We start from the raw sequence: 23,861 nt of genomic DNA, 5'->3' as shown, positions 1-23,861 counted from the left end.
GTCAGCCCCAGCGGACGTCGCCAAGGAAAATATACCCCGCCCCGTAGATCGTCTTGATCAGGCGCGGGTTCTTGGGGTCTTCACCGAGCTTGGTTCTGAGGCGCGAGATGCGCACATCCATCGCCCGGTCAAAGCTTTCGCCCGCCGCGCCGCCAAGGCTCTCCTGCATCTGCGCGCGCGAAATCAGCCGTTTCGGGCTATCGAGGAAAAGCCGCAAAACCTCGCCCTCGGCATGAGAAAAGGGCACCTCTTCTCCGTCCTTGTTCACCAGCAGATAGCGGTCGAAATACGCCGTCCAGTCGGCGAAACGGGCGATGGTCGCGGCGCGCTCCGGATCGGTCCGGCCCTTGCGCAGCCGGGCGCGGATGCGGGCGACGACCTCGGCCGGGTCGAAGGGCTTGATGATGTAGTCGTCGGCCCCGAGTTCCAGCCCCGTCACCCGGTCCTGCACCTGCGCCCTCCCTGAGATAATAATGATCGCCGCGCCGGATTCGAGCGCGAGGCGATGGACCAGCGCCAGCCCGTCGCGGTCGGGAAGGCCGAGATCGACAAGGCAGACATCGGGCGTCAGCCGTTTCAGCGCAGCCTCAAATTCCGTGGCGCGGGCATAGCAGGAGGTGCGGAACCCCGCCTCTTCCAACGCGGCTGCCAGCATCCGGCGAATCTCGGGCTCGTCATCCAAGATGGCGACATGGGGGCGGGGATCGGTCATGCGGCTTCTTTCGCGGAGAGGAAGGCCGCCAGCTCGGCCCCGGTGAAGGGTTTCGTCAGGACCGGGATCGCGCCCGCCCGTACCCGTTCCGGATTGCCCGGCGGCAGCGAGGTCATCAGCATCAGACGGGCCTCATGCCCCGCGTCAGAAAGCCCCCGCAGAAAGTCGACGCCGCTTTGTTCCCCCGGCAGGCCGATATCCGACAGGATCAGCCCAATCCCCGGCAGGTCGGCCAGTTCCGCCGCTTCCTCCGCGCTCGCCGCCTCGATCACGTTGTGGCCAAGGCCGCGCAGCATCTCGCGCACATCGGTGCGGATCTCTTCGGTATCCTCCACCAGCAGCACCAGCGTCGGTTGCGCAGGCGCGGCGTCAGCGGCGCGGAGCGGCAGGCGAAGCGTCACCTTCGCCCCGCCCTCGGGCCGGTTGGCGAGTTTCACCGTGCCGCCCATCAGTTTGATATGGTCATAGACCATGGAGAGGCCGAGGCCCGACCCCTCCCCCCCCTTGGTGGTGAAGAACGGATCAAGCCCGTGGTCCAAAGCCTTTTCGGAAAAGCCGGGACCGGTATCGGCGACGCTGATTTCCAGCCAGGTATCGCGCACGGGGCGCGCGGTCAGGGTGATCCGCCCCGATCCCGGCGCCAGCGCGTCGCGGGCGTTGAGGATGAGGTTCAATAGCGCATCCAGCAGCGATCCGGCATCAAGCAGGATTGGTCGCTTGAGATCGCCGGTCAGCAGGTCAAGGCCCACGCCTTCGTGCAGAGACGGCCCAGCCATTACCCGCAATTCCTCCAGCAAAGTCGGAATATCCGTGGGCGCGGGCCGGATTTCACGGGGTCCTGAGATTGCGGCGATCCGGTCGAGAAGCGTTCCGCCCCGCCGTGCGGCAGCCAGCGTCGCGCGGGCAAGGTCAATGGCTTCTTCCGGCAGGTCCTCCATACGTTCCATCCGGCCCTGCAGGCCGAGGATGATCGTCAGGAGATTGGCGAAATCATGGGCCAGACCCGAGGTCAGCTGCGCCGCCAGTTCGCGCTTGGCACTCTGGCTGAGCGCGGCCCGCGCCTGCGCCTCTTCGGTTACGTCCATCGACAGGACATAGACGCCCTGCGCCACACCTTCCCCGCCCCGATCCGGGGTCAGCGCGAGCCTGATGCGGCGGCCCGAGGTGTCGTGGGTAAACTCGAAAACACTCGCTTCACCCGCCAGCGCCTTCAGCAATCCCGGCTCGATCCGGGCGAAGGTCTCCGCCCCCAGTGCCTCAGATACCGGGCGGCCGACAATGTCGGAAAGGCTGCCGGGCATGACCGACGAGAGGCGCCGGTTGGAATAGGTATAGATCAGGTCCGGCCCGACATGGGCGATATGGGCGGGCATCATCTCGGTCACGAGCCTTGTGCGCGCCTCCATCTCGGTCAGTTCGCGCTTGGCCTCTTCCAGCGCAGTGTTGGTCGCGGCCAGTTGCCGGTTGGTCTGGGCCAGCCGCTCGGCATGAGCCAGAACCTCTTCAGACAATTCCTCGGACCGGCCGCGCAGCAGGGCCTCCTGCGCCTTGATGTCGGTGATGTCGGTATAGACCGTCACCCAGCCGCCCTGCTGCAAAGGCGAGCCCTCGACCGAGATCGTGCGGCCGTTGGCCCGCGTCCGCTCCATGTAGTGCGCTTGAAAGGCGCGGGCCTGTTCGACGCGCACCTGTACCGCCGCGTCGGGGTCGTCCACCTCGCCATATTCGCCGCGCTCCACCAGAAAGCGAATCGTCGCCTCGAAGGGCGCGCCGGGCGTCACCAGCGCTTCCGGCAGGTCGAACATCTCCTGAAAACGGCGGTTGCAGACGGCCAGCCGCAGGTCCCGGTCGTAGATCGACAGCGCTTGCTGAATGAGGTTCAGCCCGGCCTGCGTCATCTTGGCGCGGCTGTCGGTTCTTTCCATCGACCAAGGCTCCTTTCCGCTTATCGCTAGCACCCTTGGGGCGGGGCCGGAAAGGGGCAAACGGGCCCTGTTACAATTCGTAAGGATTGGGAAAAAGTCCCGAAACCTTTGCCGACGAGCCTCTTGCCGGAACCGCCATGGTGAGGAACACTCGCCTTAAAGGTGATAAGGTGCCGCAACGCCGGCGCAGGGGAGGACAAGGTGGCGAAAGACAGACCGGCCGAATTGCAGTCGATCCCGGCCCTGCTGGCCCGGAACGCGGTAAAATGGGGTGCGTTGCCCGCCTTCCGCGAAAAGGAATTCGGCATCTGGCAAAGCTGGACCTGGGCCGAGGCACAGGCCGAGATCAGGGCGATGGCGCTTGGTTTCCTCGCGCTCGGGCTGGAGCGTGGCGATCACGTCGCGATCATCGGCCGCAACCGTCCTGCGCTTTACTGGTCGATGGTCGCGGCCCAGATGTGCGGCGCGGTGCCGGTGCCCCTCTATCAGGACGCGGTCGCCGAAGAGATGGCATATGTGCTGGAGCATTGCGGCGCGCGCTTTGTCGTCTGTGGCGATCAGGAGCAGGTCGACAAGGTTCTGGAGGTGCAGGAGGGCCTTGAGGGCAAGGACTTGAGGCTGCACCACATCGCCTATCTCGATAAGCGCGGCATGCGGAAATACGACCATTCCCATATGAACGCGCTGGCCGATATCGCGGCCGAGGGGCGCGCCGCCGAACAGCGCCTTGGGGCCGAACTAGACAAACGCATCGCCGAGCTGACCTATGACAGCACCTGCGTGATGCTCTACACCTCGGGCACGACGGGCAAGCCGAAGGGCGTGGTCCTCTCCAACCGCAATATCATCGAGACGGCCAAGAACTCCTCCGAATTCGATCACCTGCGCCATTCGGATGATGTGCTGGCCTATCTGCCGATGGCCTGGGTCGGCGATTTCATCTTTTCGGTCGGGCAGGCCTACTGGACCGGCTTCACCGTCAACTGCCCGGAAAGCGACAGCACCGTCCGGACCTGCCTGCGCGAGATCGGGCCGAGCTATTACTTCGCCCCGCCCCGCGTGTTCGAGGGGCTTCTGACCGATGTCACGATCCGGATGGAAGATGCGGGCCGCTTCAAGCAATGGCTGTACCGGCACTTCATGGGCGTCGCGCGGCGGGTTGGCCCGGCACTGCTGGACGGCAAGGCAGTGGGGTTTGGTGACCGGCTCGCCTACTGGCTGGGCGGGGTCTTCGTCTATGGTCCGCTGAAGGATTCGCTCGGCCTCGGCCGGTTGCGCGTGGCCTATACCGCCGGGGAGGCAATCGGGCCCGAAATCTTCGATTTTTACCGTTCTCTGGGCATCAACCTGAAGCAACTCTACGGCCAGACCGAGGCCTCCGTCTTCATCACCCAGCAACCCGATGGCGAGGTCCGCTCCGATACGGTCGGCGTGCCCTCGCCCGGGGTCGAGGTGAAGATCGGCGAGAATGGCGAGGTCTACTACCGTTCGCCCGGGACGTTCGTGGAATATTACAACAACCCCGAAAGCACCGCCTCGACCAAGGATGCCGAAGGCTGGGTGGCCACCGGCGATGCCGGGTTCTTTGAGGAAGGCACCGGGCACTTGCGGATCATCGACCGCGCCAAGGACGTGGGCAAGATGGCCGATGGCCGCCTCTTCGCGCCGAAATACGTTGAAAACAAGCTGAAATTCTACTCGAACATCCTTGAGGCCGTGGTCCTCGGCGCCGGGCGCGACTACTGCACTGCCTTCATCAATATCGACCTGACGGCGGTCGGCAACTGGGCCGAGCGCAACAACATCGCCTATGCCAGCTACCAGGAACTGAGCCAGCACCCGCAGGTGCTGGAGACCATCGCGGGCCATGTCGAAGAAGTGAACAAATCCGTCGCCGCCGACCCGATGCTGGCCGGCTGCCAGATCCACCGCTTCCTGATCCTGCACAAGGAACTGGATGCCGATGACGGCGAGATGACCCGTACCCGAAAGGTCCGCCGCAAGGTCATCGAAGAGAAATTCGCCGACCTGATCGCGGCACTCTATGGCGGCAAGAACAGCATCTATACCGAGACCGAAGTGACCTATGAAGACGGCCGCAAGGGCGCGATCAAGGCCACGCTGACCATCCGCGACGCCAAGGTCGCGGCCGGGCAGGAAAGGATTGCGGCGGAATGAACCAAATGAATACAGAAGGTTACACCACCGCCGACGGCCGCAAGATCGGCGGCGTGTTGATGGAGATGAAGAACATCACCCTGCGTTTCGGCGGGGTGGCGGCGATCACCGATATTTCCTTCGACATCCGCCAGGGCGAGATCCGGGCAATCATCGGGCCGAACGGGGCGGGCAAGTCCTCCATGCTCAATGTCATCTCGGGCTTTTATGTGCCGCAGGAGGGCGAGGTCTGGTTCAAGGGCTACAAGAGGGGGCCGATGAAGCCCTATCAGGTGGCCCGCCTGGGCATCGCCCGCACCTTCCAGAACATCGCGCTTTTTGACGGGATGTCGGTGCTCGACAACATCATGACCGGGCGGCTGACGATGATGAAATCGGGCCTTCTGTCTCAGGCGATCTGGTGGGGATCGGCCCAACGTGAGGAAACCGAACACCGCGAAAAAGTCGAGAAAATCATCGACTTTCTTGAGATTCAGGACATCCGCAAGACACCAGTGGGCCGACTTCCCTACGGCCTCAAGAAGCGGGTCGAACTGGCCCGCGCCTTGGCCGCAGAGCCGCGGCTGCTGCTCTTGGACGAACCAATGGCCGGGATGAACGTCGAGGAGAAGGAGGACATGTCCCGCTTCATCCTCGACGTGAATGACGAGTTTGGCACCACGATCGCGCTGATCGAGCATGACATGGGCGTCGTGATGGACCTCTCCGACCGCGTCGTGGTGATGGATTACGGCAAGAAGATCGGCGACGGCACGCCCGATGAGGTGCGTTCCAATCAGGCCGTCATCGACGCTTATCTGGGGGTCAGCCATGACTGAGGCAAAGCGTCTGCAAAACGTCGGCAAAACGTATGGCACCCGTGCCGACACCAACCCGGAGGCCCGCCATGTCTGACCAGCTTCTCTACGCGACCGAGGCGGCGCTGAATGGCCTCATGGCGGGGGTGATGTATTCTCTCGTCGCTTTGGGCTTCGTCCTCATCTTCAAGGCGTCCGGCATCTTCAACTACGCGCAAGGTGTGCTCGCACTTTTCGCGGCACTGACGCTCGTCGGGTTTCAGACCGGTCAGGTGCCGTTCTCGCACCTGATCAACGCGATTTTCGGCACCAATATCCACGATTTCGGTTGGCAGCTGCCCGCCATCGTGGCGATCCTGCTCACCGGCCTCGTGATGATCGGCCTTGCGGTGATCATCGAGCGCTATGTGCTTAAGCACCTCGTCAATCAGGAACCGATCATCCTTTTCATGGCCACGATCGGCCTGGCCTATTTCCTTGAAGGCATGGGCGACCTGATGTGGGGGTCGGACATCAAGAAGCTGGATGTCGGCCTGCCGCAGGGGATCAATGAGACCATCGACAATGTGACCTTCAACGCCTTCGGCTACGGGTTCTTCATCGACAATCTCGATATCGTGGCGACCGTGGTGGCGGCCCTTCTGGTCCTCTCGCTGACGCTTTTCTCGCAATACACCAAATATGGCCGCGCGCTGCGTGCGGTGGCGGACGACCATCAGGCGGCGCTCTCGGTCGGCATCTCCTTGCGCTTCATCTGGGTCATGGTCTGGTCCATCGCCGGGATCGTGGCGCTTGTCGCGGGGATCATGTGGGGGGCGAAATCGGGCGTTCAGTTCTCGCTGTCGCTTATCGCGCTGAAGGCGCTGCCGGTCCTGATGCTCGGCGGTTTCACCTCCATCCCCGGTGCCATCGTCGGCGGGCTCATCATCGGCATGGGCGAGAAGCTTTTCGAGTTCTGGATCGGCCCGCTGATCGGCGGCGCGACCGAGAACTGGTTCGCCTATGTGCTGGCGCTTCTCTTCCTCGTCTTCCGGCCGCAAGGTCTCTTCGGTGAAAAGATCATCGAGAGGGTTTGAGATATGGCCAAACTGATCGCCATCCTGAACGTCATTGCCTGGGCCGGCTTCTGGGCCTTCGGCTACCTTGCCCTGACCAGCGGAGAGGGCGGCGGGAGCACCGTCGTGGCAATGGTACTTGCCGCCATCGGCGCGGCCGTGGGCATCGTTGCCTGGTTCTGGCTGGTGCGCCATTCCGAGGCCACGGGCTATGCCAAGCGCGCCAATCAGGTCCCGCGCGAGCATCACCGCGAGAACGGGGGGGCGGCATGAGCCACAGATCCCGCATTGGCGTTCTTTGCATCGACTGCAAGACCGATGATTTGACTGAGGCGGTCGGTTTCTGGTCCGGCATGCTCGGCATGAAGGGCGAGATCGACGAGCGCGGCAAATACGCGGCGTTCGACGGGCACAAGGGCTATCCACGCGTGCTGTTGCAGGCGGTCGACCACGAGCCGCGCGTGCATCTGGATTTCGAAACCGATGACGTGGACGCGGAATGCGAAAGGCTGAAGGCGCTGGGCGCGACGGAGGTGGCGCGGATCAGGACATGGATCGTGATGGAGGCGCCCACCGGACACCGTTTCTGTCTGGTGCGCCCGCAGGGTGACGACTTCCCGGGCGATGCGAAGGAGTTCGGATGATGGTTGTGAACGCCTGCGGCGCTCAGCCGTTGAAGAAGGACATCACCCACATCACGGGCAGCGCGATCAGAATGATCGGCAATGCAAACACGATCGAGACCGACAGGAACAGCACCATGCCCGCGATGGCCATGGCCGCGACGGCAAGGAAGATGCCAAGCCCCGGCCCGATGAAGCTGCAATCCTCGGACAGCCCGCCGGCGACCCCGAAGACAAGCAGGAACAGGCAGGCGGAGAGCCCCAGCGCATCGCGATATGAGATGCCGAATTGCTGGGCCACGAAAAACACGACGATGGCACCGGCGATCAGGAACGGAAGCAGGATGACGAGCAACTCACCCAGCAAACTGGTGAGGAATTCACGGAACCACCAGCGGCGGCGTTCGGGATCTTGGTTGGTCATGGCGTCCTCCGAAGTCCGGGAACTGCCTAAGCCACAAATCCGGCGAGAGTTTGACGCGGGCTGCGCGACGGTCCTGCTAGCCCTGAAAGGAAGAAGCTGATGTTCTACCGCGAGGCAGGCGACTTCAAGACGTCCTATGTGGACGACAGCCAGACCTTTCCGATCAAGTTCGACCGCTGGCGCTATTATGCGGTGCTGGCCGTCGCCTTCGGGGTCATTCCGTTCCTGATCAACGATTACTGGGCCAATGCGGTCTTCGTGCCGTTCCTGATCTACGCGATCGCGGCGATCGGGCTGAATATCCTGACGGGCTATTGCGGGCAGGTCTCGCTCGGGACCGGGGGGTTCATGGCCGTGGGGGCCTATGCCTGCTACAAGCTGATGACCGCCTTCCCCGAGGTCTCGATCCTGATCCATGTGCTGCTTGCGGGCGGCATCACGGCGGGGGTCGGCGTTCTCTTCGGCCTGCCGTCCTTGCGGATCAAGGGCTTCTATCTTGCCGTGGCCACGCTTGCAGCGCAGTTCTTCCTTGTCTGGCTCTTCAACAAGGTGCCGTGGTTCTACAACTACTCGGCCTCGGGGCAGATCTCGGCGCCCGAACGCACCGTTCTTGGCCATGCCGTGACCGGTGCTGCGACGACCGCTTCTGCCAAGTACCTCTTCTGCCTTGTCATCCTCTTCGCGCTGGCTTGGCTCGCGCGGAACCTGACGCGCGGCATGATGGGTCGTAAGTGGATGGCGATCCGCGACATGGATATCGCGGCCGAGATCATCGGGGTGAACCCGCTGACGACGAAGCTTTCGGCCTTCGCCATCTCGTCCTTCTATATCGGCGTGGCGGGGGCCTTGTTCTTCGCGGTTTATCTCGGTGCGGCCGAGGTGGGCGAGGCTTTCGGCATCCAGAAATCGTTCCTGATCCTCTTCATGATCATCATCGGGGGGCTCGGGTCGATCTTCGGCAGCTTCGCAGGCGCGGCCTTCATGGTGCTCATGCCCGTTCTTCTTAAGAACGTGCTGGTCGGCCAGCTCGGCTGGGCCACCGATCTTGCCGCGCATGTCGAACTGATCATCGTCGGTGCGCTGATCATGGGCTTCCTGATCGTGGAGCCGCATGGCCTGAACCAGCTCTGGCGGCTGGCGAAAGAAAAACTCCGGCTTTGGCCCTTCCCGCACTAGGGGGGCCGCCCAATCAAAAGACCGGCGGGAAGGCCGGCGAACACGAAACCAGAACCCTTGGGAGGAACCCGATGAAGAAGAGCTTTGCAACCCTTGCCGCAGCGGCCATCGTGGCAGCGGCGACCCCGGCGATGGCGGATCTCAATATCCCCTCGCTTTCGTACCGCACCGGCCCCTATGCACCGGGTGGCATACCCTATGCCGACGGCTTTGCCGACTATTTCACGCTTCTGAACGAGCGTGACGGCGGCATCGGCGGCGAGAAGATCGTCGTGACGGAATGCGAAACCGCGTATAACACCGAAAAGGGCGTCGAATGCTATGAGGCCACCAAGGGCTCGGGCGCACTCGTCTACAACCCGCTTTCGACCGGCATCACCTATCAGCTGATCCCGAAGGTGACCCAGGACGGCATCCCGCTTTACACGCCGGGTTATGGCCGCACCTCGGCCGCGAACGGCAAGATCTTCTCCAACGTCTTCAACTTCCCGGCCAACTACTGGGACGGCGCGTCGGTGGCCATCAAGTACCTGCTGGACGAGAACGGCGGCAGCCTTGAGGGCAAGAAGATCGCGCTGGTCTACCACAATTCCGCCTACGGCAAGGAGCCGATCCGCACGCTTCAGGAACTGTCGGCCAAGCACGGCTATGAACTGATGGAAGTGCCCGTGGACCATCCGGGGCAGGAGCAGAAGTCGCAGTGGCTGCAGATCCGCCGTGACAAGCCGGATTACGTGCTGATGTGGGGCTGGGGCGTGATGAACGCCGTCGCCATTCAGGAAGCCGCCAACATCCGCTTCCCGATGGAGAACTTCATTGGCGTCTGGTGGTCGGGGTCGGAAAACGACGTGCTGCCGGCCGGTGACGGCGCCAATGGATACAAGTCCTTGGCCATGCACGGCACGGGTATGGACTACCCGGTCTATGCCGACCTGAAACAGTATGTCTACGACGCGGGCAAGTCCGCAGGCGCGGGCGATCAGGTAGGTTCGGTGCTCTATTCGCGCGGCATGTATGCCGCCGCGATGATCGCGGAGGCCGCGCGCAAGGCGCAGGAACTGGCGGGCACCTCGGCGATCAATGCCGCCCAGATGCGCGACGGGTTCGAGGCGCTCGAAGTCACCGAGGCGCGGATGGCCGAGCTTGGCCTGCCGAATTTCGGCCAGCCCTTCGCGGTCTCCTGCGAAGACCATGGCGGCCCGGGTGCCGCGATGATCCAGCAATGGGATGCCACGGCCAAGAAATGGAACCTGATCACCGGTTTCATCGCGCCGGATGATGAGGTGCTGACGCCTCTGGTGATGGAAGACTCTGCCGCCTTCGCTGCGGAAAACAACATCGCCGAGCGCTGCAACTAAGCGCCAATGCACGACTTCCCCGGCCCGTTCAGGGCCGGGGTCCTTTGGATCAATTCTAGCCCGGGGGATACCCGATGCTCGACGCCGGTAAGACCGAGACGCTTCTCGAGGTCAACAATATCGAGGTGATCTACAATCACGTGATCCTCGTCCTGAAGGGCGTGAGCCTCAATGTCCCCAAGGGCGGCATCACCGCATTATTGGGCGGCAATGGCGCGGGCAAGACCACGACGCTGAAGGCCATATCCAACCTGCTGCATTCGGAACGCGGCGAGGTGACCAAGGGCTCTATCCACTATCGCGGCGAGAAGGTGCAAAACCTCGACCCCTCGGCCTTGGTGAAGAAGGGTGTCATTCAGGTGATGGAGGGACGGCACTGTTTCGAGCATCTGACGGTCGAGGAGAACCTTCTGACCGGGGCCTATACCCGCACCGACAAGGGGCAGGTCGCGGCCGATCTCGACATGGTCTACGCCTATTTTCCGCGCCTGAAGGAACGCCGGAAGTCGCAGGCGGGCTATACGTCGGGCGGCGAGCAGCAGATGTGCGCGATCGGCCGCGCGCTGATGTCGAAGCCCGAGACGATCCTTCTCGATGAGCCGTCGATGGGCCTCGCGCCCCAGCTTGTCGAACAGATCTTCGAGATCGTGAAGGCGGTGAATGAAAAGGAAGGCGTGACCTTCCTTCTGGCCGAGCAGAACACCAACGTGGCCCTTCGCTACGCCCATTATGGCTACATCCTTGAAAGCGGCCGCGTGGTGATGGATGGCCCCGCGAAGGAACTGCGGGAAAACCCGGACGTGAAGGAGTTTTACCTCGGCATGTCGGACGAGGGCCGCAAATCCTTCCGCGATGTCCGCTCCTATCGCCGCCGCAAGCGGTGGCTGGCGTGATGAGGGATCAGACGATGAATTTTTTCGACGCCCTTGAAACCCGCTCTGCCGATGAGCGCGCCGGTGCCCAGCTTCGGGCGCTGAAGGGGCAGCTTGCGCGCGTGGCGGCGGTTCCGGGCGCCTGCCGGATCGACGGTACAGCCCTAGCCGATCTGGCTGGTCTGGCCACTCTGCCGGTGCTGCGCAAGTCCGACCTGGTCGCGTGGCAGAAGGACAACCCACCCTTCGGCGGCATTCTGACATCGAACATCGCCCATATCTTCCAGTCACCGGGGCCGATCTATGAACCGGGCGGCGTCAGCCATGACTGGTGGCGGATGGGGCGCTTCCTTCATGCCTGCGGGATCGGCGCCGAGGATATCGTCCAGAACTGCTTTGGCTATCACCTGACACCCGCCGGCATGATCTTTGAAAACGGCGCCCGGGCGGTTGGAGCGAAAGTCCTGCCAGCCGGGACCGGCCAGACCGACCTTCAGGTTCGTGCCGCCGCCGATATCGGCACGACCGCCTTTGCCGGAACGCCGGACTACCTGAAGGTCATCCTCGACCGGGCCGAAGAGATGGGCGAGGCGCTGAAGATCACAAAGGCCGCTGTAGGGGGCGGGGCGCTCTTCCCGTCGCTTCGCGCGGAATATGCCGACCGCGGTATCGCCTGCCTGCAATGTTATGCCACCGCTGATCTTGGCAATATCGCCTACGAAAGCCCCGCGATGGAGGGGATGATCGTCGATGAGGGCGTCATCGTCGAAATCGTCCGCCCCGGCACCGGTGACCCGGTGCCAGAGGGCGAGGTGGGTGAGGTCGTGGTCACAACGCTCAACCCCGATTATCCGCTGATCCGCTTCGCGACCGGGGACCTTTCGGCGGTCATGTCGGGGCCGTCCCCCTGCGGGCGTACCAACAAACGCATCAAGGGCTGGATGGGTCGCGCCGACCAGACGACCAAGATCAAGGGTATGTTCGTGCGCCCCGAACAGGTCGCCGACCTTGTCGCCCGCCATGCCGAGGTCGCCCGCGCAAGAGTGATCGCCACCCGCGAAGGCGAGATGGACGTGATGACCGTGCGTATCGAAGCGCCGGGCGGGGAGCCTGCGCGCTATGAAGGCTCGGTCGCCTCGGTCCTGAAGATGAAGGGACGGGTGGAGATCGTGCCGCCCGGCAGCCTGCCCAATGACGGCAAGGTCATCGACGACCAGCGGGTTTATGACTGATCCTCAGGGTCCGGGGCGATTACTGATGGGCGGTAGTCCCGATTTCTTCGCTTCGGTCCCAACGCCGATGTCTTTCCTTCGGCGATTGCGCTGATCCAGAAAACGTTTCGCTTCGATTGTCCTGAAGACATATCGCACGACAGTTCAAACGGCGGGCACAGGATATTGTCGAAGTGCGTTCTGCCAATCTCGAACCCGAGTACCAGCAGAGCAGATCACTGCTATTTCAGATCCGCACTTCGGCGGTTCTTTGAGCTTGGCGAACCGCCACTGTCTGCTACTGTCTTTTCTTGGAACGACTTTGCGCTTTGATCTGACAGATCCTTCGAGCTTCTTTTTCGGCGATAGGATTGCGGTGCGCTCGTCCGACCCGTGATCATGCGGATAAAGGTGTCTTTAATGGAACTAACGTTGGAGTCAGCCTTTTCGACGGGCGGTCTGGTCGGTCATCTGTCATATCTCTTACTGGTCCTATCCATGATGATGCGGGTCATGTGGATATTGCGCGTACTGGTCATCGCATCTGCATTAGTCGCGATCGCGTACGACCTGATATGGCTGAAAGACCCGGTCGGTGTTTTTTGGGAGAGTCTTTTGGTGCTGGTGAATATTGTTCAATTGTCGGTCACCTATGCCCAAAACAGACTCGAAAGATTCAACGCTGTTGAAGCTTCTTTTGTTCACAAGGTGTTTCCGGGTTTGAGCAATACCCTGAAGCGTAGGATTCTCCGTCACGGTTTCTGGGTGGAAGCGGACGAAGGCGCCGAATTAACAAGGGCGGGAGAACCGGCCAAGCATCTCGTGTACATTGCCGATGGTGAGGTGGAGATTTTCGTGAACGGCAATGTTGTCGGCCGCTGTGCAAATGGCGATTTCATCGGCGAACTGACTGTCCTTTCGGGGGATCCGGCAACAGGAACAGCGATCATCAAACGTCGAACGCTTTATTGGGCAATTGCCGGCGATGAATTGAGAAAACTGGTGACTTCAAACGAAGAGATCAATCAATCTATCCAGGCGTGTTTTCACACCAACATGCTGTCGAAGCTGATTGCGGCAAATCACCAACTCCAAAAAGCTGGTGGGCTGGTCAATTGAATTTCTGATCGGTCGGTTGAGCTGCGGGCGGTTTGCAAAGCGGTGGCCGAGCCGGTTACCACCCGACCGTCAACCCGCATTCATCCGTTCAATATAGGCGCGCAGTTCCTCGGCCTCGTGCCGGGCGTCGCGCAATCCGTCCATCGCCGCGCGCAGTTCGGCCTGGCTTTGGTGCAGCAGGTTCGACAGTTCCGCCTCGCGCGTTTCCAGAAAGTCGATGGCCTTGTCGCGGGTTTCTTCGGCGTCGTGAAGTTCGCGCGCCATTTTTTCCAGATCGCCCATTTCGGCCTGCGTCACGCGGGTCAGCCGGTGCAGGAGCCAGCAGGCGAACCAGCCGAGCGCGAAGGCAACGAAGAGGATGATCGCGGTGGCGAAGATGAATTCGGTTCTGTTCATGCCTGCCCTTTTCCCTCTGCTCTATGTCCGGTCATGTTGCGCGCCGTTATTCCGACGGGCGCGGTTTGGGCCGCACAGTGTCCGGACCCGGAGTCTGAACCGCGACTTCAGATGGTTCTTCCGCTGCCGCGTTGTCCGTTTCGCCGTTCGCGGTTTCGGCCGTCGCCTCAGGCTCGATCAGGCGCACCTCAATCCGCCGGTTCGCCTCGCGGCCTGCGTCAGTTCCGTTGTCAGCGATCGGAACAGTTTCACCGTAACCGACCGCCGTCAGGTTGCCGGTCAGGACCCGGCGTGACATCAGCGCGGCGATCACCGCCTCGGCCCGTTTCTGGCTGAGGTCGAGGTTCATTTCTTCGCGGCCCTGGCTGTCGGTATGGCCGCCGATCTCCATTTCGAAATCGGCACAGTCCTTCATCCGCTCGGCGATCTTATCGAGCGTGTCGGCGGCGTCGCGGGTGATCTGGGCCGCGCCCGGTTCGAAATTGATCTTGTGGGCGGTCAGGAACCCGTTGATGTCAGCAACGCATTCCTCTGCCGTCGGAAGGCCCAACAGGGGGTCGAGTTTCTCGTCATAGCGGATGTCGAGGTCGTATTGCTGGGTCTCGCCGAGCTTGTCGGACAAAATCCTTGCGACCGTGTCGCTGGCCGTGGTCGATCCGGTAACGCCGCTCAGACGGATGATGCCGGGCTGCACCGTGACCTCGCCGCTTTCGAGTTCGCCGAGAGCTTCGATCGCGGTCAGGACACGTAGCGGCCAGCCGGCGGGCATTTCGGGATCGAGCCGGGTCGCGGCATGAACCGAAGCGGTACCGAATCGCGCCCGCGCGAAGCTTTCCACGGCCTCGCGTGAAAGATCGTCGCCGAGCCGACCGCGCATTTCCAGCCGCCCCTCAGCGTCGAGTTTCGCGACGAATTCCTTCGGGCCTGTGGTGCCTTCCGTTGTCTCCGCCTTTGGTGTCAGAACGGCATGAAGCGAGAAAACTTCCGGCAGGTTCGATTCCAGTTCGCCGACCACCTTATCGAAGACCGCCGGATCGACGGTTTCGGCGGCGATCAGCGAGATGTCGGCATCGGAATAGGTGATCGAACCGGCCCCGATCTCTTTCATCGCGGCAAGCCCCATCGTCACCGCCTCGGCCCAGGCCGGTGTCGGGACGCCAAGCCCGATCGTGCAGGCGATTTTACCCGTGGCCCCGGCATCCGTTGCGGCGGCGAGGATACGTTCGCGGGCGCGGTCATTGTCGGCCGAACAGGCGTCAAAGCGGGCACCGTCCCCGTCGATCAGGAAGCGCAGCGTGAAGGGCGTGATCACCGGCCGGGGGGCCGAGATATCGAGCGTGAGCTGCAGCCCGCGCGGCGCCTTGCGCCTGAGGTCGCTTTCGAGCCGCGCCTTTTCGGCCGCACTGTCGCTGATCGCTGTGACTGCGACCTCGGTTGCCGAAATCGAGATCTTCGACCGCGGCAGGTCCTCAAGCGCGTCGATCCCGAACCTGACGGCGGCCTGCCAGCCGGACGGGACCGGGTGGTCGGCCGATTCGAGCATGTCGGTGACGGCGCCTTCGCCCGCCAGTTCGGTCAGGCTTTCGACGATCTGTTCATGTTCAGGCCCTTGCGGCACCAGTCCGATGAGCGAGATGCCATCGCCGTTCCGCAGGATCTCGATGGTGAAGTCAGGGGCCTTGAGGGCGTCGGCGGCGGCCACTTCCATCGCATCGACCAGACGGTCGGCATCGACGATCGTGCCCGCGACCGAAAGCGCGCGGAACCGCGCGGCTTCGGTGGGCGCTGTGCCCGACAGGGTAACCTGCAGCCCGTCGGTTGCGACTTCGGTCCAGTTGTGCCCGGCGGTCACCAGCGCCTGTTCAACGCCTTCGGCCGAGCGGCGTTCGACAACGCCCGCCGTCCATGACGCGGCAGCGATGCTGAGAACCGCTGCCAGGCCGAAGGCTGCGGGGCCGATGGCGCGCACGGGCAGCTGCGATGGCAGGGAGAGGGTCTTTGGCAGTTGCAGGCGCATGGGCGGCGAAAGTTCCCGGTACGAGGACGCCCTTCCTTAAGCCCGCGCGGCGCGGGGATCAATCTAGACGAGGCCGCCGATGGCAAGAAACAGCGCAGCGATGAGGCCGGTATCCCGGTTCCGGCGGAAGAGCTTAAGGCAGCCTTCCGGATCGTCGATGTCGAGCCGGCGCATCTGCCACAAAAGGTGCCAGCCCATAGCCCATGGGGCGATGAGGGCGAGGCCGAGCTTGACGGGGCCCGCTGTGGGCAAGAGTGCCACGAGGATCGCCGTGCTCATCAGTGTGACGGTCAGGATCAGGAATAGGCCGAGCCATTTGCCCGTCGCTGCGCCGAAGAGGCGGGCGGTGGATTTGACGCCGATCAGCACATCGTCTTCCTTGTCCTGATGGGCATAGATCGTGTCGTAGAAGAGGGTCCAGGCGATGCCCGCCGCGTAAAGCAGCACGGCCGGAAGGGCGACGGTGCCCGAATGGGCCGCGAAGGCGAGGATGGCGCCCCAGTTGAAGGCGAGACCCAGGAAGACCTGCGGCCACCAGGTGAAGCGCTTGGCATAGGGATAGATCGCGACGAGGCCAAGTGAGGAGACGCCAAGCAGGATCGTCAGCCAGCTGTAGGAAAAGAGGATCAGACCGGCGGCCCCCATCTGCGCGAGCATCCAGATCAGCGCCTGTTTCACCGTGACCTGCCCCGAGGGGATTGGCCGCGACCGTGTGCGCGCGACGGCCGCATCGAAGTCGCGGTCAGTGATGTCGTTCCAGGTGCAGCCCGCCCCGCGCATCAGCCAGGCGCCCAACGCGCAGCCGAGGATGATCCAGATATCCCATTGCCGCCAGCCGTCCATCGCGGCGGCCAGCGCCACGCCCCAGAGGCAGGGGATGAGCAAGAGCCAAGTCCCGATCGGTCGGTCGGCGCGCGACAGGCGCAGATAGGGGCGCGTGGGCTCTGGCGCCCAGCGATCGACCCAGTTGCCGCGCACCGCATCGGCGACGGGTCCGGCGGGCTCTGGCGTTTCGTCGGGCGCACTCATAAGTTCGGCCTCATGGGACAAGCGAAGATCAGACTCTGTGTAGACCAGCCTCTTGGGCAGGGGCAATCGGTTCCACTGGCCGAGGCGCAGGCGCATTACCTGTTCGGGGTGATGCGCGAGGGCGTGGGGACGCAGGTTCTGGTCTTTAATGGCCGGGATGGCGAATGGCTTGCCGAGGTGACGGAGGCGGGAAAGCGCAAGGGGGCTTTGACCTGTCTGGAGGAAACCCGGCCGCAATCCGCGCCGCCTGATCTTTGGCTGTTGTTCGCGCCGGTGAAGAAGGCGCGGACCGATTTCATCGTGGAAAAGGCAGTGGAACTGGGGGTTTCGCGCCTGATGCCGGTCCTGACCGACTACACCAATTCCGAACGCTTCCGCTGTGACAAGGCCGAGGCCCATGTGCGCGAGGCCGCCGAACAATGCGGTGCGCTGAGCCTGCCCGACGTGGAGGAGACGGCCCCGCTGCCCCGCCTTCTCTCCGGCTGGGACCCGGCCCGGCAGATCCTCTGGGCCGACGAGGCGGGGGCGGGCCGCTCGTCGTCGCCTGCGGCGCTCCTCGCTGGTGCGTCGCCCGGACCATGGGCGGTGCTGATCGGCCCAGAAGGCGGGTTTTCAGACGTTGAGCGCGACCGCCTTCGCGCGCTCGACTTCGTCCATCCCGTCGCTCTCGGCCCCCGCATCCTGCGTGCCGAGACGGCGGCGCTGGCGGCCCTCACGCTCTGGCAGGCCCATCTGGGGGACTGGCGGTGACACAGGAACCGTTGGTGCGCCTGCATCTCTATTTCGCGCGCGACAACGACCGCGCGGTGATCCTCCGGCAGGGCCCGTCGAAGCAGTTCCGGCTGATCCTCTGGCACCGTGACACCGACAGGTTCGAGGATGGCCAGTGGCTGAAGCACAAGGTCTATCCTGAACGCTGCGACCTGTCGCCGGACGGGCGGCATTTCCTCTATTTCGCGCTGAACGGCGACTGGTCGGGCGAGTCCGAGGGCGCCTATTCGGCGCTGTCGCGTCCGCCTTACTTCACCGCGCTGGCGCTTTTTCCGGAGGGAAGCACCTGGGGCGGCGGCGGGCGGTTTCTTGACAATGTGCACTATGTCGCCGTCGGGGGTACCGACGTGATCGGGTGCGACGAGGGGCTCGTGCGGCTCTACCAGCGCACAGCGGACAAGGACTGCCCGACCGGGCTTCGTATGGTGGACGGGCGTCCGGCGAAGATCGGCAAGGCCAAGGCCGAACGCGCCGTCCTGCGCGAATTGCCGCCCGATCCGGCCCTGTCGCTCTACGACACGCTCGGCGGCCGGCTTTACCGGCGGCGCGGCGCGGAACTGGAACTGATCCGCGATTTCACAGATATGGCGTTCGAGCCTATCCGTGCGCCTTATGACTGGCGGGAGCCGCACGCGGAGGGGGCGGCAGAACCCTGGCATCCCCTTGATGGAGAGCGGGGATGAGCCTCATCCGGCCCGAAATCGTCCGGGGCCTGCGCCGCTGGCGCGAGGTGATCGCGGCGGTGGCGCTGGGGCTTGCCGGGCTCTGGCTGGCCTCGCTCGGGGGGTGGCTCCTGCAGGGCATCGGCCTGATCCTCGTGGCGCTTGCACTCGGCTGGAGCGTGATCGCCTGGCGGCGGCTGCGGTTTCTGCGGGGTGTCGCCGCGCCGGGTGTGGTCGAGGTCGATGAGGGGCAGGTGGGCTATTTCGGCCCGAATTTCGGCGGCTTCATCGCGCTGGCCGATATCGCCGAACTGCGGCTGGCCGAGGTCGGCGGCACCCGGCACTGGCGGATGCGCACTCATGGCGGCGAAGTGCTGACGGTTCCGGTCGATGCCGCCGGGGCAGAGCGACTCTACGATGCTTTCGCGACGCTTCCGGGCATAGACATGGCCGCGCTGACTGCCGCGCTCGACCGCGGTGTCGGCACGCTTCCGCTGTGGAAACGTGCCGACCCATCACTGCCGCGTCGCTAGACGATCACAACATGTCATGTTTTCGCACAGACAATCCGCGCGGGGCGGGGTTGACTTGGGCATTGCGGCGCTTCACGTAATTGCGTCCCTGTCAGCCACAAGATCGAGGCCCCCATGTCCATTCCACAATCCGGCGGAGGCCCGGTCGAACGCTTCGAACAGCTTGCCGAATACCTTGAAGCCGGTTGCAAGCCGACGGACGATTGGCGCATCGGCACGGAGCATGAGAAGTTCGGCTACTGCAAGGACACGCTGAAGCCCTTGCCCTATGACGGACCGCGTTCGATCAAGGCGATGCTGGAGGGCATCCGCGACCGCTTTGGCTGGGACCCGATCGAGGAACAGGGCAATATCATCGGGCTGGTGAAGGACGGGGCGAATATCAGCCTCGAACCCGGCGGGCAGTTCGAACTGTCGGGCGCGCCGCTGGAGACGATCCACCAGACCTGTGACGAGGTGAACGCGCATCTGCGGGATGTCCAGAGTGTTGCCGACGACATTGGTGCGCGGTTCATCGGCCTCGGCGCAGCGCCGCAATGGACACATGAGCAGATGCCGATGATGCCGAAAGGGCGCTATCGGCTGATGACCGATTACATGGGCCGGGTCGGCACGCACGGGACGCAGATGATGTACCGGACCTGCACTGTGCAGGTGAATCTCGATTTCGGATCCGAAGCCGACATGGTCCAGAAGCTGCGGGTGGCGCTGGCGCTGCAACCCGTCGCGACCGCCCTCTTTGCCAATTCACCGTTCTTCGAAGGCAAGCCCAACGGTCACAAGTCGTGGCGCAGCCGCATCTGGCGCGACCTTGACCCCGCCCGCACCGGGACGCTGCCCTTCGTTTTCGAAGACGGCATGGGGTTCCAGCGCTATGTCGATTACGCGCTCGATGTGCCGATGTATTTCGTCTATCGCGACGGCAAGTATATCAACGCCTTGGGCCAGTCTTTCCGCGACTTCCTGAAGGGCGATCTGCCCGCGCTGCCCGGAGAAAAGCCGACGCTTTCCGACTGGGCCGATCACCTGACGACAATCTTCCCCGAGGCGCGGCTGAAGAAATTCATCGAGATGCGCGGTGCCGATGGTGGCCCGTGGCGCAGGCTCTGCGCGCTTCCCGCGCTCTGGGTCGGGCTGATGTACGATCAGTCCGCGCTCGACGCCGCCTGGGATCTTGCCAAGAGTTGGGACGCCGAGACGCGTGAGGCCCTGCGGGTGGCGGCCTCGGTCGACGGGCTTCAGGCCGAGGTGGGCGGGGTGAAGATGCATGACCTAGCCCGCGAGGTCGTGGCCATCGCGGAACAGGGCCTCAAGTCGCGTGCGCGGCCCGGTGCGAACGGCATGATCCCCGATGAGACGCATTTCCTCAACGCGCTGCAGGAAAGCATCGAAAGCGGCAAGGTGCCGGCCGATGAGCTTCTGGAGAAGTATCACGGCGAATGGGGCGGCGATCTGTCCCGTATCTATGCCGAGTACAGCTACTGACGCGGCACGCGGGGGATTGACGACGGGCCGTAGCCTTCCCCGGAAAGGGGGTCGGGGCCGTACTCGTTCGGCCCCTCGTCGCCCGGCGTGGCCAGCCACCAGATCAGGAGGATCCAGCCGATGATCGGGATCAGCCAGATCAGCACCCACCAGCCCGATTTGCCGGTATCGTGCAGCCGCCGGACGCCTGCGGCGAGCGAGGGCAGGAAGACCGCGAGCGAGTAGAGCGACGAGAGCGGGCTGCCGGGCGTGCCGCCCATCATCCCGTGCTGCAGGCCAAAGGCAATCCCGTCGATGATACCGAGGCCAATATTGACCATGATGTTGAAGGCGACGAACCACCAATATTCGGCGCGTCGGGCGCGGCCCGCGAAGGTCGCGTATTTCGAAAAGCAGGTGCGGACGGCGGTCATGATCTGCATGGCAAGTCTCCGGTTCGTCTTGCCACAGACTCCTCTCCAGGGCGTCGGTTGTAAAGATGTTAGTCCAGTGTAAGGCCGGTGACGAAGGTGCGGACCTTCGCCTCTTCCATCTCGCAGGGCTTCAACAGGTCGCCTGAGGCGAGCTGGTAAAGGTTCAGGCTGATATAGTCCGGCCCGCCAAGTTCCCATGCGACCAGCTTCACGCTGCGCCCGCCCGCCAGCAGGGTCTTTTCGATGCGGTAACGCCGCCCGTCATATCGGCCTTCGCTGTAGCCTTCCGGGATTCGTTCCAGCGCCCCGCGGAACGGATCGCTCACTTTTTCGCGCCGATTTTCGGTTCTGTCCCGGCTTTCAGGCGTTCGATATTTGGCTTGTGACGCACGAAAACCAGTGTCGCGAGGATGAAGATCAGGGTCACCAGATCACCATGGCCAAGTGCCCATGCCCAGGGCAGCGACAGGAGGGCGGCGACGAGTGCGGAGAGCGAGGAGAACCGGAAGATAAGCGCGGTGACCAGCCATGTCGCGCAGGCGGCAAGGCCGACCGGGAAGGCCAGCGCCAGAAGCGTGCCGAGAAAGGTGGCGACCCCCTTGCCGCCGTTGAATTTCAGCCAGACCGGGAAGATATGTCCGACAAAGGCCGCGAGGCCCGCGATCTGCGCGGCGTCCTCGCCCGCCATGGCGCGCGCGATCAGTACGGCGACGGCACCCTTGCCGCCGTCGAGGATCAGCGTGGCAAAGGCTGCCGCCTTGTTGCCGGTGCGTAAGACGTTCGTGGCGCCAATATTGCCTGAGCCGATCTTTCTAAGATCGCCGAGCCCCATCAGCCGTGTGACCAGAACGCCAAAGGGGATTGAGCCCAGCAGATAGGCCAGAACACCCGTCACGATCAGGACCATCGCCCCGCTTGTCAGTTCCGGCATTTCGCTACTCCGCCCCGAAGACCTGAACGCCCGCGACCCAGGTCGCCAGCACCTTACCCTCCATCCGCTGCCCGTCAAACGGGGTGTTCTTGGACTTGGAGTTGAGGGTGAACCGGTCGAGCACGAAGGGCGCGTCGGGGTCGAACAGGACCAGATCGGCAGGTGCGCCCTCGGCCAGACGCCCCTGCGGCAGGTCGAGCCGTCTGGCGGGGTTGAGCGCCATGGCCCGGAAAAGCTGGGGCAGGGAGAGGTGGCCAGCGTGATAGAGCCGCATCGCGGCGGGCAGGAAGGTTTCCAGCGCGACCGCACCCGAGGCCGCATCCTCGAAGGGCAGGCGTTTGCTTTCCTCATCCTGCGGCGTGTGCATGGAGGAGATGATGTCGATGAGACCGGAGGCGACGGCTTCGACAACCGCGAGCCGGTCGTCTTCCGACCGCAAGGGGGGTTTCACCTTGAAGAAGGTGCGGTAATCGCCGACGTCGAATTCGTTGAGCGTCAGGTGGTGGATCGAGGTGCCAGCGGTCACGTCGAACCCGTTGTTTTTGGCGCGTTCAAGGGGGGGCAGGGCGCGGGCGGTGGTGATCTGGTCGAAGTGGTATTTCACCCCGGTCATCTCGACCATTCCCATGTCGCGGTCGAACCCGATGCGCTCGGCCATAGGAGAAACGCCGGGCAGGCCCCGCAGGGATGCGAACTTGCCGGAAGTCGTGGCGGCCCCACCTGACAGGCCCGGTTCCTGCGGATGGCCCATCACGAGAGCGCCAAGCGACTTGGCGTAGGTCAGGGCGCGGGACAGGACCTTGGTATTCGTAACCACATGGTCGCAGTCGGTGAAGGCGATGGCCCCGGCATCGAGGAGGAAGCCGATCTCGGTCATCTCCCGCCCCTCGCGCCCCTTGGTGAGCGCAGCCATGTGGCGGATGCGGACGGGGCAGGCCTCCGCCGCGCGGCGGGTGACGAATTCGAGCGTTTCGGGAGTGTCGATGGCGGGGTTCGTGTCGGGCCGGGCGATGATCGTGGTCACGCCGCCCGCCGCCGCAGCGAGGCCAGCGGAGCGGAAGCTCTCCTTATGCCGCTCGCCCGGTTCACCGATCTTGACGCCGAGATCGACGATGCCGGGGGCGAGGCATCTGCCGTCTGCATCCCGTCGGCGAAGTGTCGGACTTTTGTCGGGCACACCGTCGGGCGTGTCGAAGATGCGGGCGATGACGCCATCCTCGATCAAGAGAGCGCCGAGCGTATCGGTTCCGGCCTCGGGGTCGATCAGGCGGGCATTGGTGAGGAGTGTGGTCATGTGCGGGACTCATCATTGCCAACTGGCGCAGCAATGTCGCGCTTCAGACTGAGGACTAGTGGACGGAAGACATGATAAAAGCTTGTCATCTTTTCAACCAGCCACTGGTGCTGGCGTGGCCAATCATCCTCGTCCGTCAGGTCGATGTTTGTGAGGGCAAGTGAGATCCGGCAGTCTTTCTTCTGTGGTAGCGGTTGCCAGTGAAGTGGCTCGCCAAGTGATGCCTCCACTTCCGCCTTGCGCTGCTCGATTTGAGCATAGTTCGACTTGGCGTGACTCCCTGAGAAGTAAATCTCTACACGCGCATAATTCTCTTTTGTGTTCATTGCCAGATTTAGCCCAACGCCAGTTCGACCGATACCGTGCGCGACCCAGGATTGCGCTGGAGGTGAAACTGGGTTGATCGGCGTTGAACTGCTGGCCAAAAGTTCCTCGAACGCAGTCCAGTAATTGCGCTGCATTTCAAGAATCGAACCTGCACTCCCCCCCTCAAGGCCGCGCTTCGCCGATGCTACGGACTTGCTCCAGTTGTTTGGCTTGCAAACGACATTGAATTTCGGTGCTGCGGGGCTAGCCCCGATACGCCAAAGCTCAACTTCCAGTCCGAACACACGGATTTTCTCGTCAGTCACTTCGTTTAGCCAATCACATGCGGCGCGATGTTCCTCTGCGAACCTCGACGCAACCCACACGATCGTCACTGCCTGTAGTCCGGCAGCATATGTTATCAGTTGACCGAGGTGGGTGTGATCGGTGCGTTCGAGTTGGTTTTCGACCAGAACCCAATTCCCGTTTGCAGTATCTTTACACAATATATCGGCGCGAAAGGGGCCGACACTTCGTTCTTGCGCTTCAAGTTCAAGATCAATACTCAAGGCTT

Annotated in this window: 25 protein-coding genes; 14 read left to right on the top strand and 11 right to left on the bottom strand. The window is 63.2% G+C overall.

The window, feature by feature from the left end:
* Nucleotide 1 precedes the first annotated feature (1 nt).
* Both QKW60_RS17590 and QKW60_RS17585 read right to left on the bottom strand, forming a co-directional pair.
* On the bottom strand, nt 2–712 hold the full coding sequence (locus QKW60_RS17590; RefSeq protein WP_282370601.1) for a response regulator transcription factor: 711 nt from the start codon (nt 710–712) through the stop codon (nt 2–4).
* The gene (locus QKW60_RS17585; RefSeq protein WP_282370599.1) at nt 709–2,637 is read right to left on the bottom strand and encodes a hybrid sensor histidine kinase/response regulator; all 1,929 of its coding nucleotides are present in this window, start codon (nt 2,635–2,637) and stop codon (nt 709–711) included. The genes QKW60_RS17590 and QKW60_RS17585 overlap by 4 nt, the downstream gene beginning before the upstream one ends.
* 201 nt (nt 2,638–2,838) lie before the next feature.
* On the opposite strand from QKW60_RS17585, the gene QKW60_RS17580 reads away from it, so the two are divergent.
* The 5 genes from QKW60_RS17580 (at nt 2,839) to QKW60_RS17560 (ending at nt 7,311) form a co-directional block, all read left to right on the top strand.
* Entirely contained in the window at nt 2,839–4,815 is a 1,977-nt protein-coding gene (locus QKW60_RS17580) for an AMP-binding protein (RefSeq protein WP_282370597.1), read from the top strand.
* Complete coding sequence (locus QKW60_RS17575) at nt 4,812–5,633, top strand: ABC transporter ATP-binding protein (RefSeq protein ID WP_282370595.1); 822 nt, start codon at nt 4,812–4,814, stop codon at nt 5,631–5,633. Before QKW60_RS17580 ends, QKW60_RS17575 begins: the two co-directional genes overlap by 4 nt.
* 68 nt (nt 5,634–5,701) lie before the next feature.
* Nucleotides 5,702–6,688: a branched-chain amino acid ABC transporter permease gene (locus QKW60_RS17570; protein WP_282370593.1), complete on the top strand. Its 987-nt coding sequence runs from the start codon at nt 5,702–5,704 to the stop codon at nt 6,686–6,688.
* 3 nt (nt 6,689–6,691) lie between these two features.
* Nucleotides 6,692–6,940 (top strand): hypothetical protein, encoded by a 249-nt coding sequence (locus tag QKW60_RS17565; protein ID WP_282370590.1) that lies wholly within the window; start codon nt 6,692–6,694, stop codon nt 6,938–6,940.
* The gene (locus tag QKW60_RS17560) at nt 6,937–7,311 is read left to right on the top strand and encodes a VOC family protein (protein WP_282370588.1); all 375 of its coding nucleotides are present in this window, start codon (nt 6,937–6,939) and stop codon (nt 7,309–7,311) included. Before QKW60_RS17565 ends, QKW60_RS17560 begins: the two co-directional genes overlap by 4 nt.
* A 22-nt stretch (nt 7,312–7,333) precedes the next feature.
* On the opposite strand, the gene QKW60_RS17555 is transcribed toward QKW60_RS17560, so the two are convergent.
* Nucleotides 7,334–7,714: a hypothetical protein gene (locus QKW60_RS17555; protein WP_282370586.1), complete on the bottom strand. Its 381-nt coding sequence runs from the start codon at nt 7,712–7,714 to the stop codon at nt 7,334–7,336.
* A 99-nt stretch (nt 7,715–7,813) separates the two neighbouring features.
* Here QKW60_RS17555 and QKW60_RS17550 point away from each other — a divergent pair, with 99 nt between their 5' ends.
* From QKW60_RS17550 to QKW60_RS17530, 5 genes are all read left to right on the top strand, one after another.
* Nucleotides 7,814–8,890, top strand: a complete 1,077-nt coding sequence (locus QKW60_RS17550; protein ID WP_282370584.1) for a branched-chain amino acid ABC transporter permease — start codon at nt 7,814–7,816, stop codon at nt 8,888–8,890.
* Between the two features lie 71 nt (nt 8,891–8,961).
* Complete coding sequence (locus QKW60_RS17545) at nt 8,962–10,248, top strand: ABC transporter substrate-binding protein (protein ID WP_282370582.1); 1,287 nt, start codon at nt 8,962–8,964, stop codon at nt 10,246–10,248.
* Nucleotides 10,249–10,322: 74 nt separating this feature from the next.
* On the top strand, nt 10,323–11,141 hold the full coding sequence (locus QKW60_RS17540; protein WP_282370580.1) for an ABC transporter ATP-binding protein: 819 nt from the start codon (nt 10,323–10,325) through the stop codon (nt 11,139–11,141).
* A gap of 14 nt (nt 11,142–11,155) precedes the next feature.
* Nucleotides 11,156–12,352, top strand: coding sequence for a phenylacetate--CoA ligase family protein (locus QKW60_RS17535; protein ID WP_282370578.1), 1,197 nt, complete (start codon nt 11,156–11,158; stop codon nt 12,350–12,352).
* Between the two features lie 399 nt (nt 12,353–12,751).
* On the top strand, nt 12,752–13,450 hold the full coding sequence (locus tag QKW60_RS17530) for a cyclic nucleotide-binding domain-containing protein (RefSeq protein ID WP_282370576.1): 699 nt from the start codon (nt 12,752–12,754) through the stop codon (nt 13,448–13,450).
* Between the two features lie 69 nt (nt 13,451–13,519).
* On the opposite strand, the gene QKW60_RS17525 is transcribed toward QKW60_RS17530, so the two are convergent.
* The 3 genes from QKW60_RS17525 to ubiA form a co-directional block, all read right to left on the bottom strand.
* Nucleotides 13,520–13,846 (bottom strand): hypothetical protein, encoded by a 327-nt coding sequence (locus tag QKW60_RS17525; RefSeq protein WP_282370574.1) that lies wholly within the window; start codon nt 13,844–13,846, stop codon nt 13,520–13,522.
* 46 nt (nt 13,847–13,892) lie between these two features.
* Entirely contained in the window at nt 13,893–15,863 is a 1,971-nt protein-coding gene (locus QKW60_RS17520) for an OmpA family protein (RefSeq protein WP_282370572.1), read from the bottom strand.
* A gap of 63 nt (nt 15,864–15,926) precedes the next feature.
* Nucleotides 15,927–16,892, bottom strand: coding sequence for a 4-hydroxybenzoate octaprenyltransferase (gene ubiA / locus QKW60_RS17515; RefSeq protein ID WP_282370570.1), 966 nt, complete (start codon nt 16,890–16,892; stop codon nt 15,927–15,929).
* A gap of 12 nt (nt 16,893–16,904) precedes the next feature.
* On the opposite strand from ubiA, the gene QKW60_RS17510 reads away from it, so the two are divergent.
* The 4 genes from QKW60_RS17510 (at nt 16,905) to QKW60_RS17495 (ending at nt 20,343) form a co-directional block, all read left to right on the top strand.
* Nucleotides 16,905–17,642, top strand: coding sequence for a 16S rRNA (uracil(1498)-N(3))-methyltransferase (locus QKW60_RS17510; protein ID WP_282370569.1), 738 nt, complete (start codon nt 16,905–16,907; stop codon nt 17,640–17,642).
* Nucleotides 17,639–18,346 carry a hypothetical protein gene (locus tag QKW60_RS17505; protein ID WP_282370568.1) on the top strand — a complete coding sequence of 236 codons (708 nt, stop codon included), beginning with the start codon at nt 17,639–17,641 and terminating at the stop codon, nt 18,344–18,346. Before QKW60_RS17510 ends, QKW60_RS17505 begins: the two co-directional genes overlap by 4 nt.
* Nucleotides 18,343–18,858, top strand: a complete 516-nt coding sequence (locus tag QKW60_RS17500) for a hypothetical protein (protein ID WP_282370567.1) — start codon at nt 18,343–18,345, stop codon at nt 18,856–18,858. The genes QKW60_RS17505 and QKW60_RS17500 overlap by 4 nt, the downstream gene beginning before the upstream one ends.
* A 114-nt stretch (nt 18,859–18,972) precedes the next feature.
* Nucleotides 18,973–20,343, top strand: coding sequence for a glutamate--cysteine ligase (locus QKW60_RS17495; protein WP_282370566.1), 1,371 nt, complete (start codon nt 18,973–18,975; stop codon nt 20,341–20,343).
* Here QKW60_RS17495 and QKW60_RS17490 read toward each other — a convergent pair.
* The 5 genes from QKW60_RS17490 to QKW60_RS17470 are packed head-to-tail and all read right to left on the bottom strand — an operon-like array spanning nt 20,337 to nt 23,856.
* The gene (locus QKW60_RS17490) at nt 20,337–20,765 is read right to left on the bottom strand and encodes a DUF805 domain-containing protein (protein WP_282370565.1); all 429 of its coding nucleotides are present in this window, start codon (nt 20,763–20,765) and stop codon (nt 20,337–20,339) included. The genes QKW60_RS17495 and QKW60_RS17490 overlap by 7 nt on opposite strands.
* A 59-nt stretch (nt 20,766–20,824) precedes the next feature.
* On the bottom strand, nt 20,825–21,082 hold the full coding sequence (locus tag QKW60_RS17485) for a hypothetical protein (RefSeq protein ID WP_282370564.1): 258 nt from the start codon (nt 21,080–21,082) through the stop codon (nt 20,825–20,827).
* On the bottom strand, nt 21,079–21,687 hold the full coding sequence (plsY, locus tag QKW60_RS17480) for a glycerol-3-phosphate 1-O-acyltransferase PlsY (RefSeq protein WP_282370563.1): 609 nt from the start codon (nt 21,685–21,687) through the stop codon (nt 21,079–21,081). Before plsY ends, QKW60_RS17485 begins: the two co-directional genes overlap by 4 nt.
* A 4-nt stretch (nt 21,688–21,691) precedes the next feature.
* Nucleotides 21,692–22,981, bottom strand: a complete 1,290-nt coding sequence (gene pyrC / locus QKW60_RS17475; protein WP_282370562.1) for a dihydroorotase — start codon at nt 22,979–22,981, stop codon at nt 21,692–21,694.
* On the bottom strand, nt 22,978–23,856 hold the full coding sequence (locus tag QKW60_RS17470; RefSeq protein WP_282370561.1) for a DUF4268 domain-containing protein: 879 nt from the start codon (nt 23,854–23,856) through the stop codon (nt 22,978–22,980). Before QKW60_RS17470 ends, pyrC begins: the two co-directional genes overlap by 4 nt.
* Between the last annotated feature and the right edge of the window lie 5 nt (nt 23,857–23,861).

The organism is Albidovulum aestuarii, from assembly GCF_029961185.1.
GTDB classification, from domain to species: Bacteria; Pseudomonadota; Alphaproteobacteria; order Rhodobacterales; family Rhodobacteraceae; genus Albidovulum; species Albidovulum aestuarii.
This window is presented reverse-complemented; position numbering and strand designations above follow the sequence as displayed.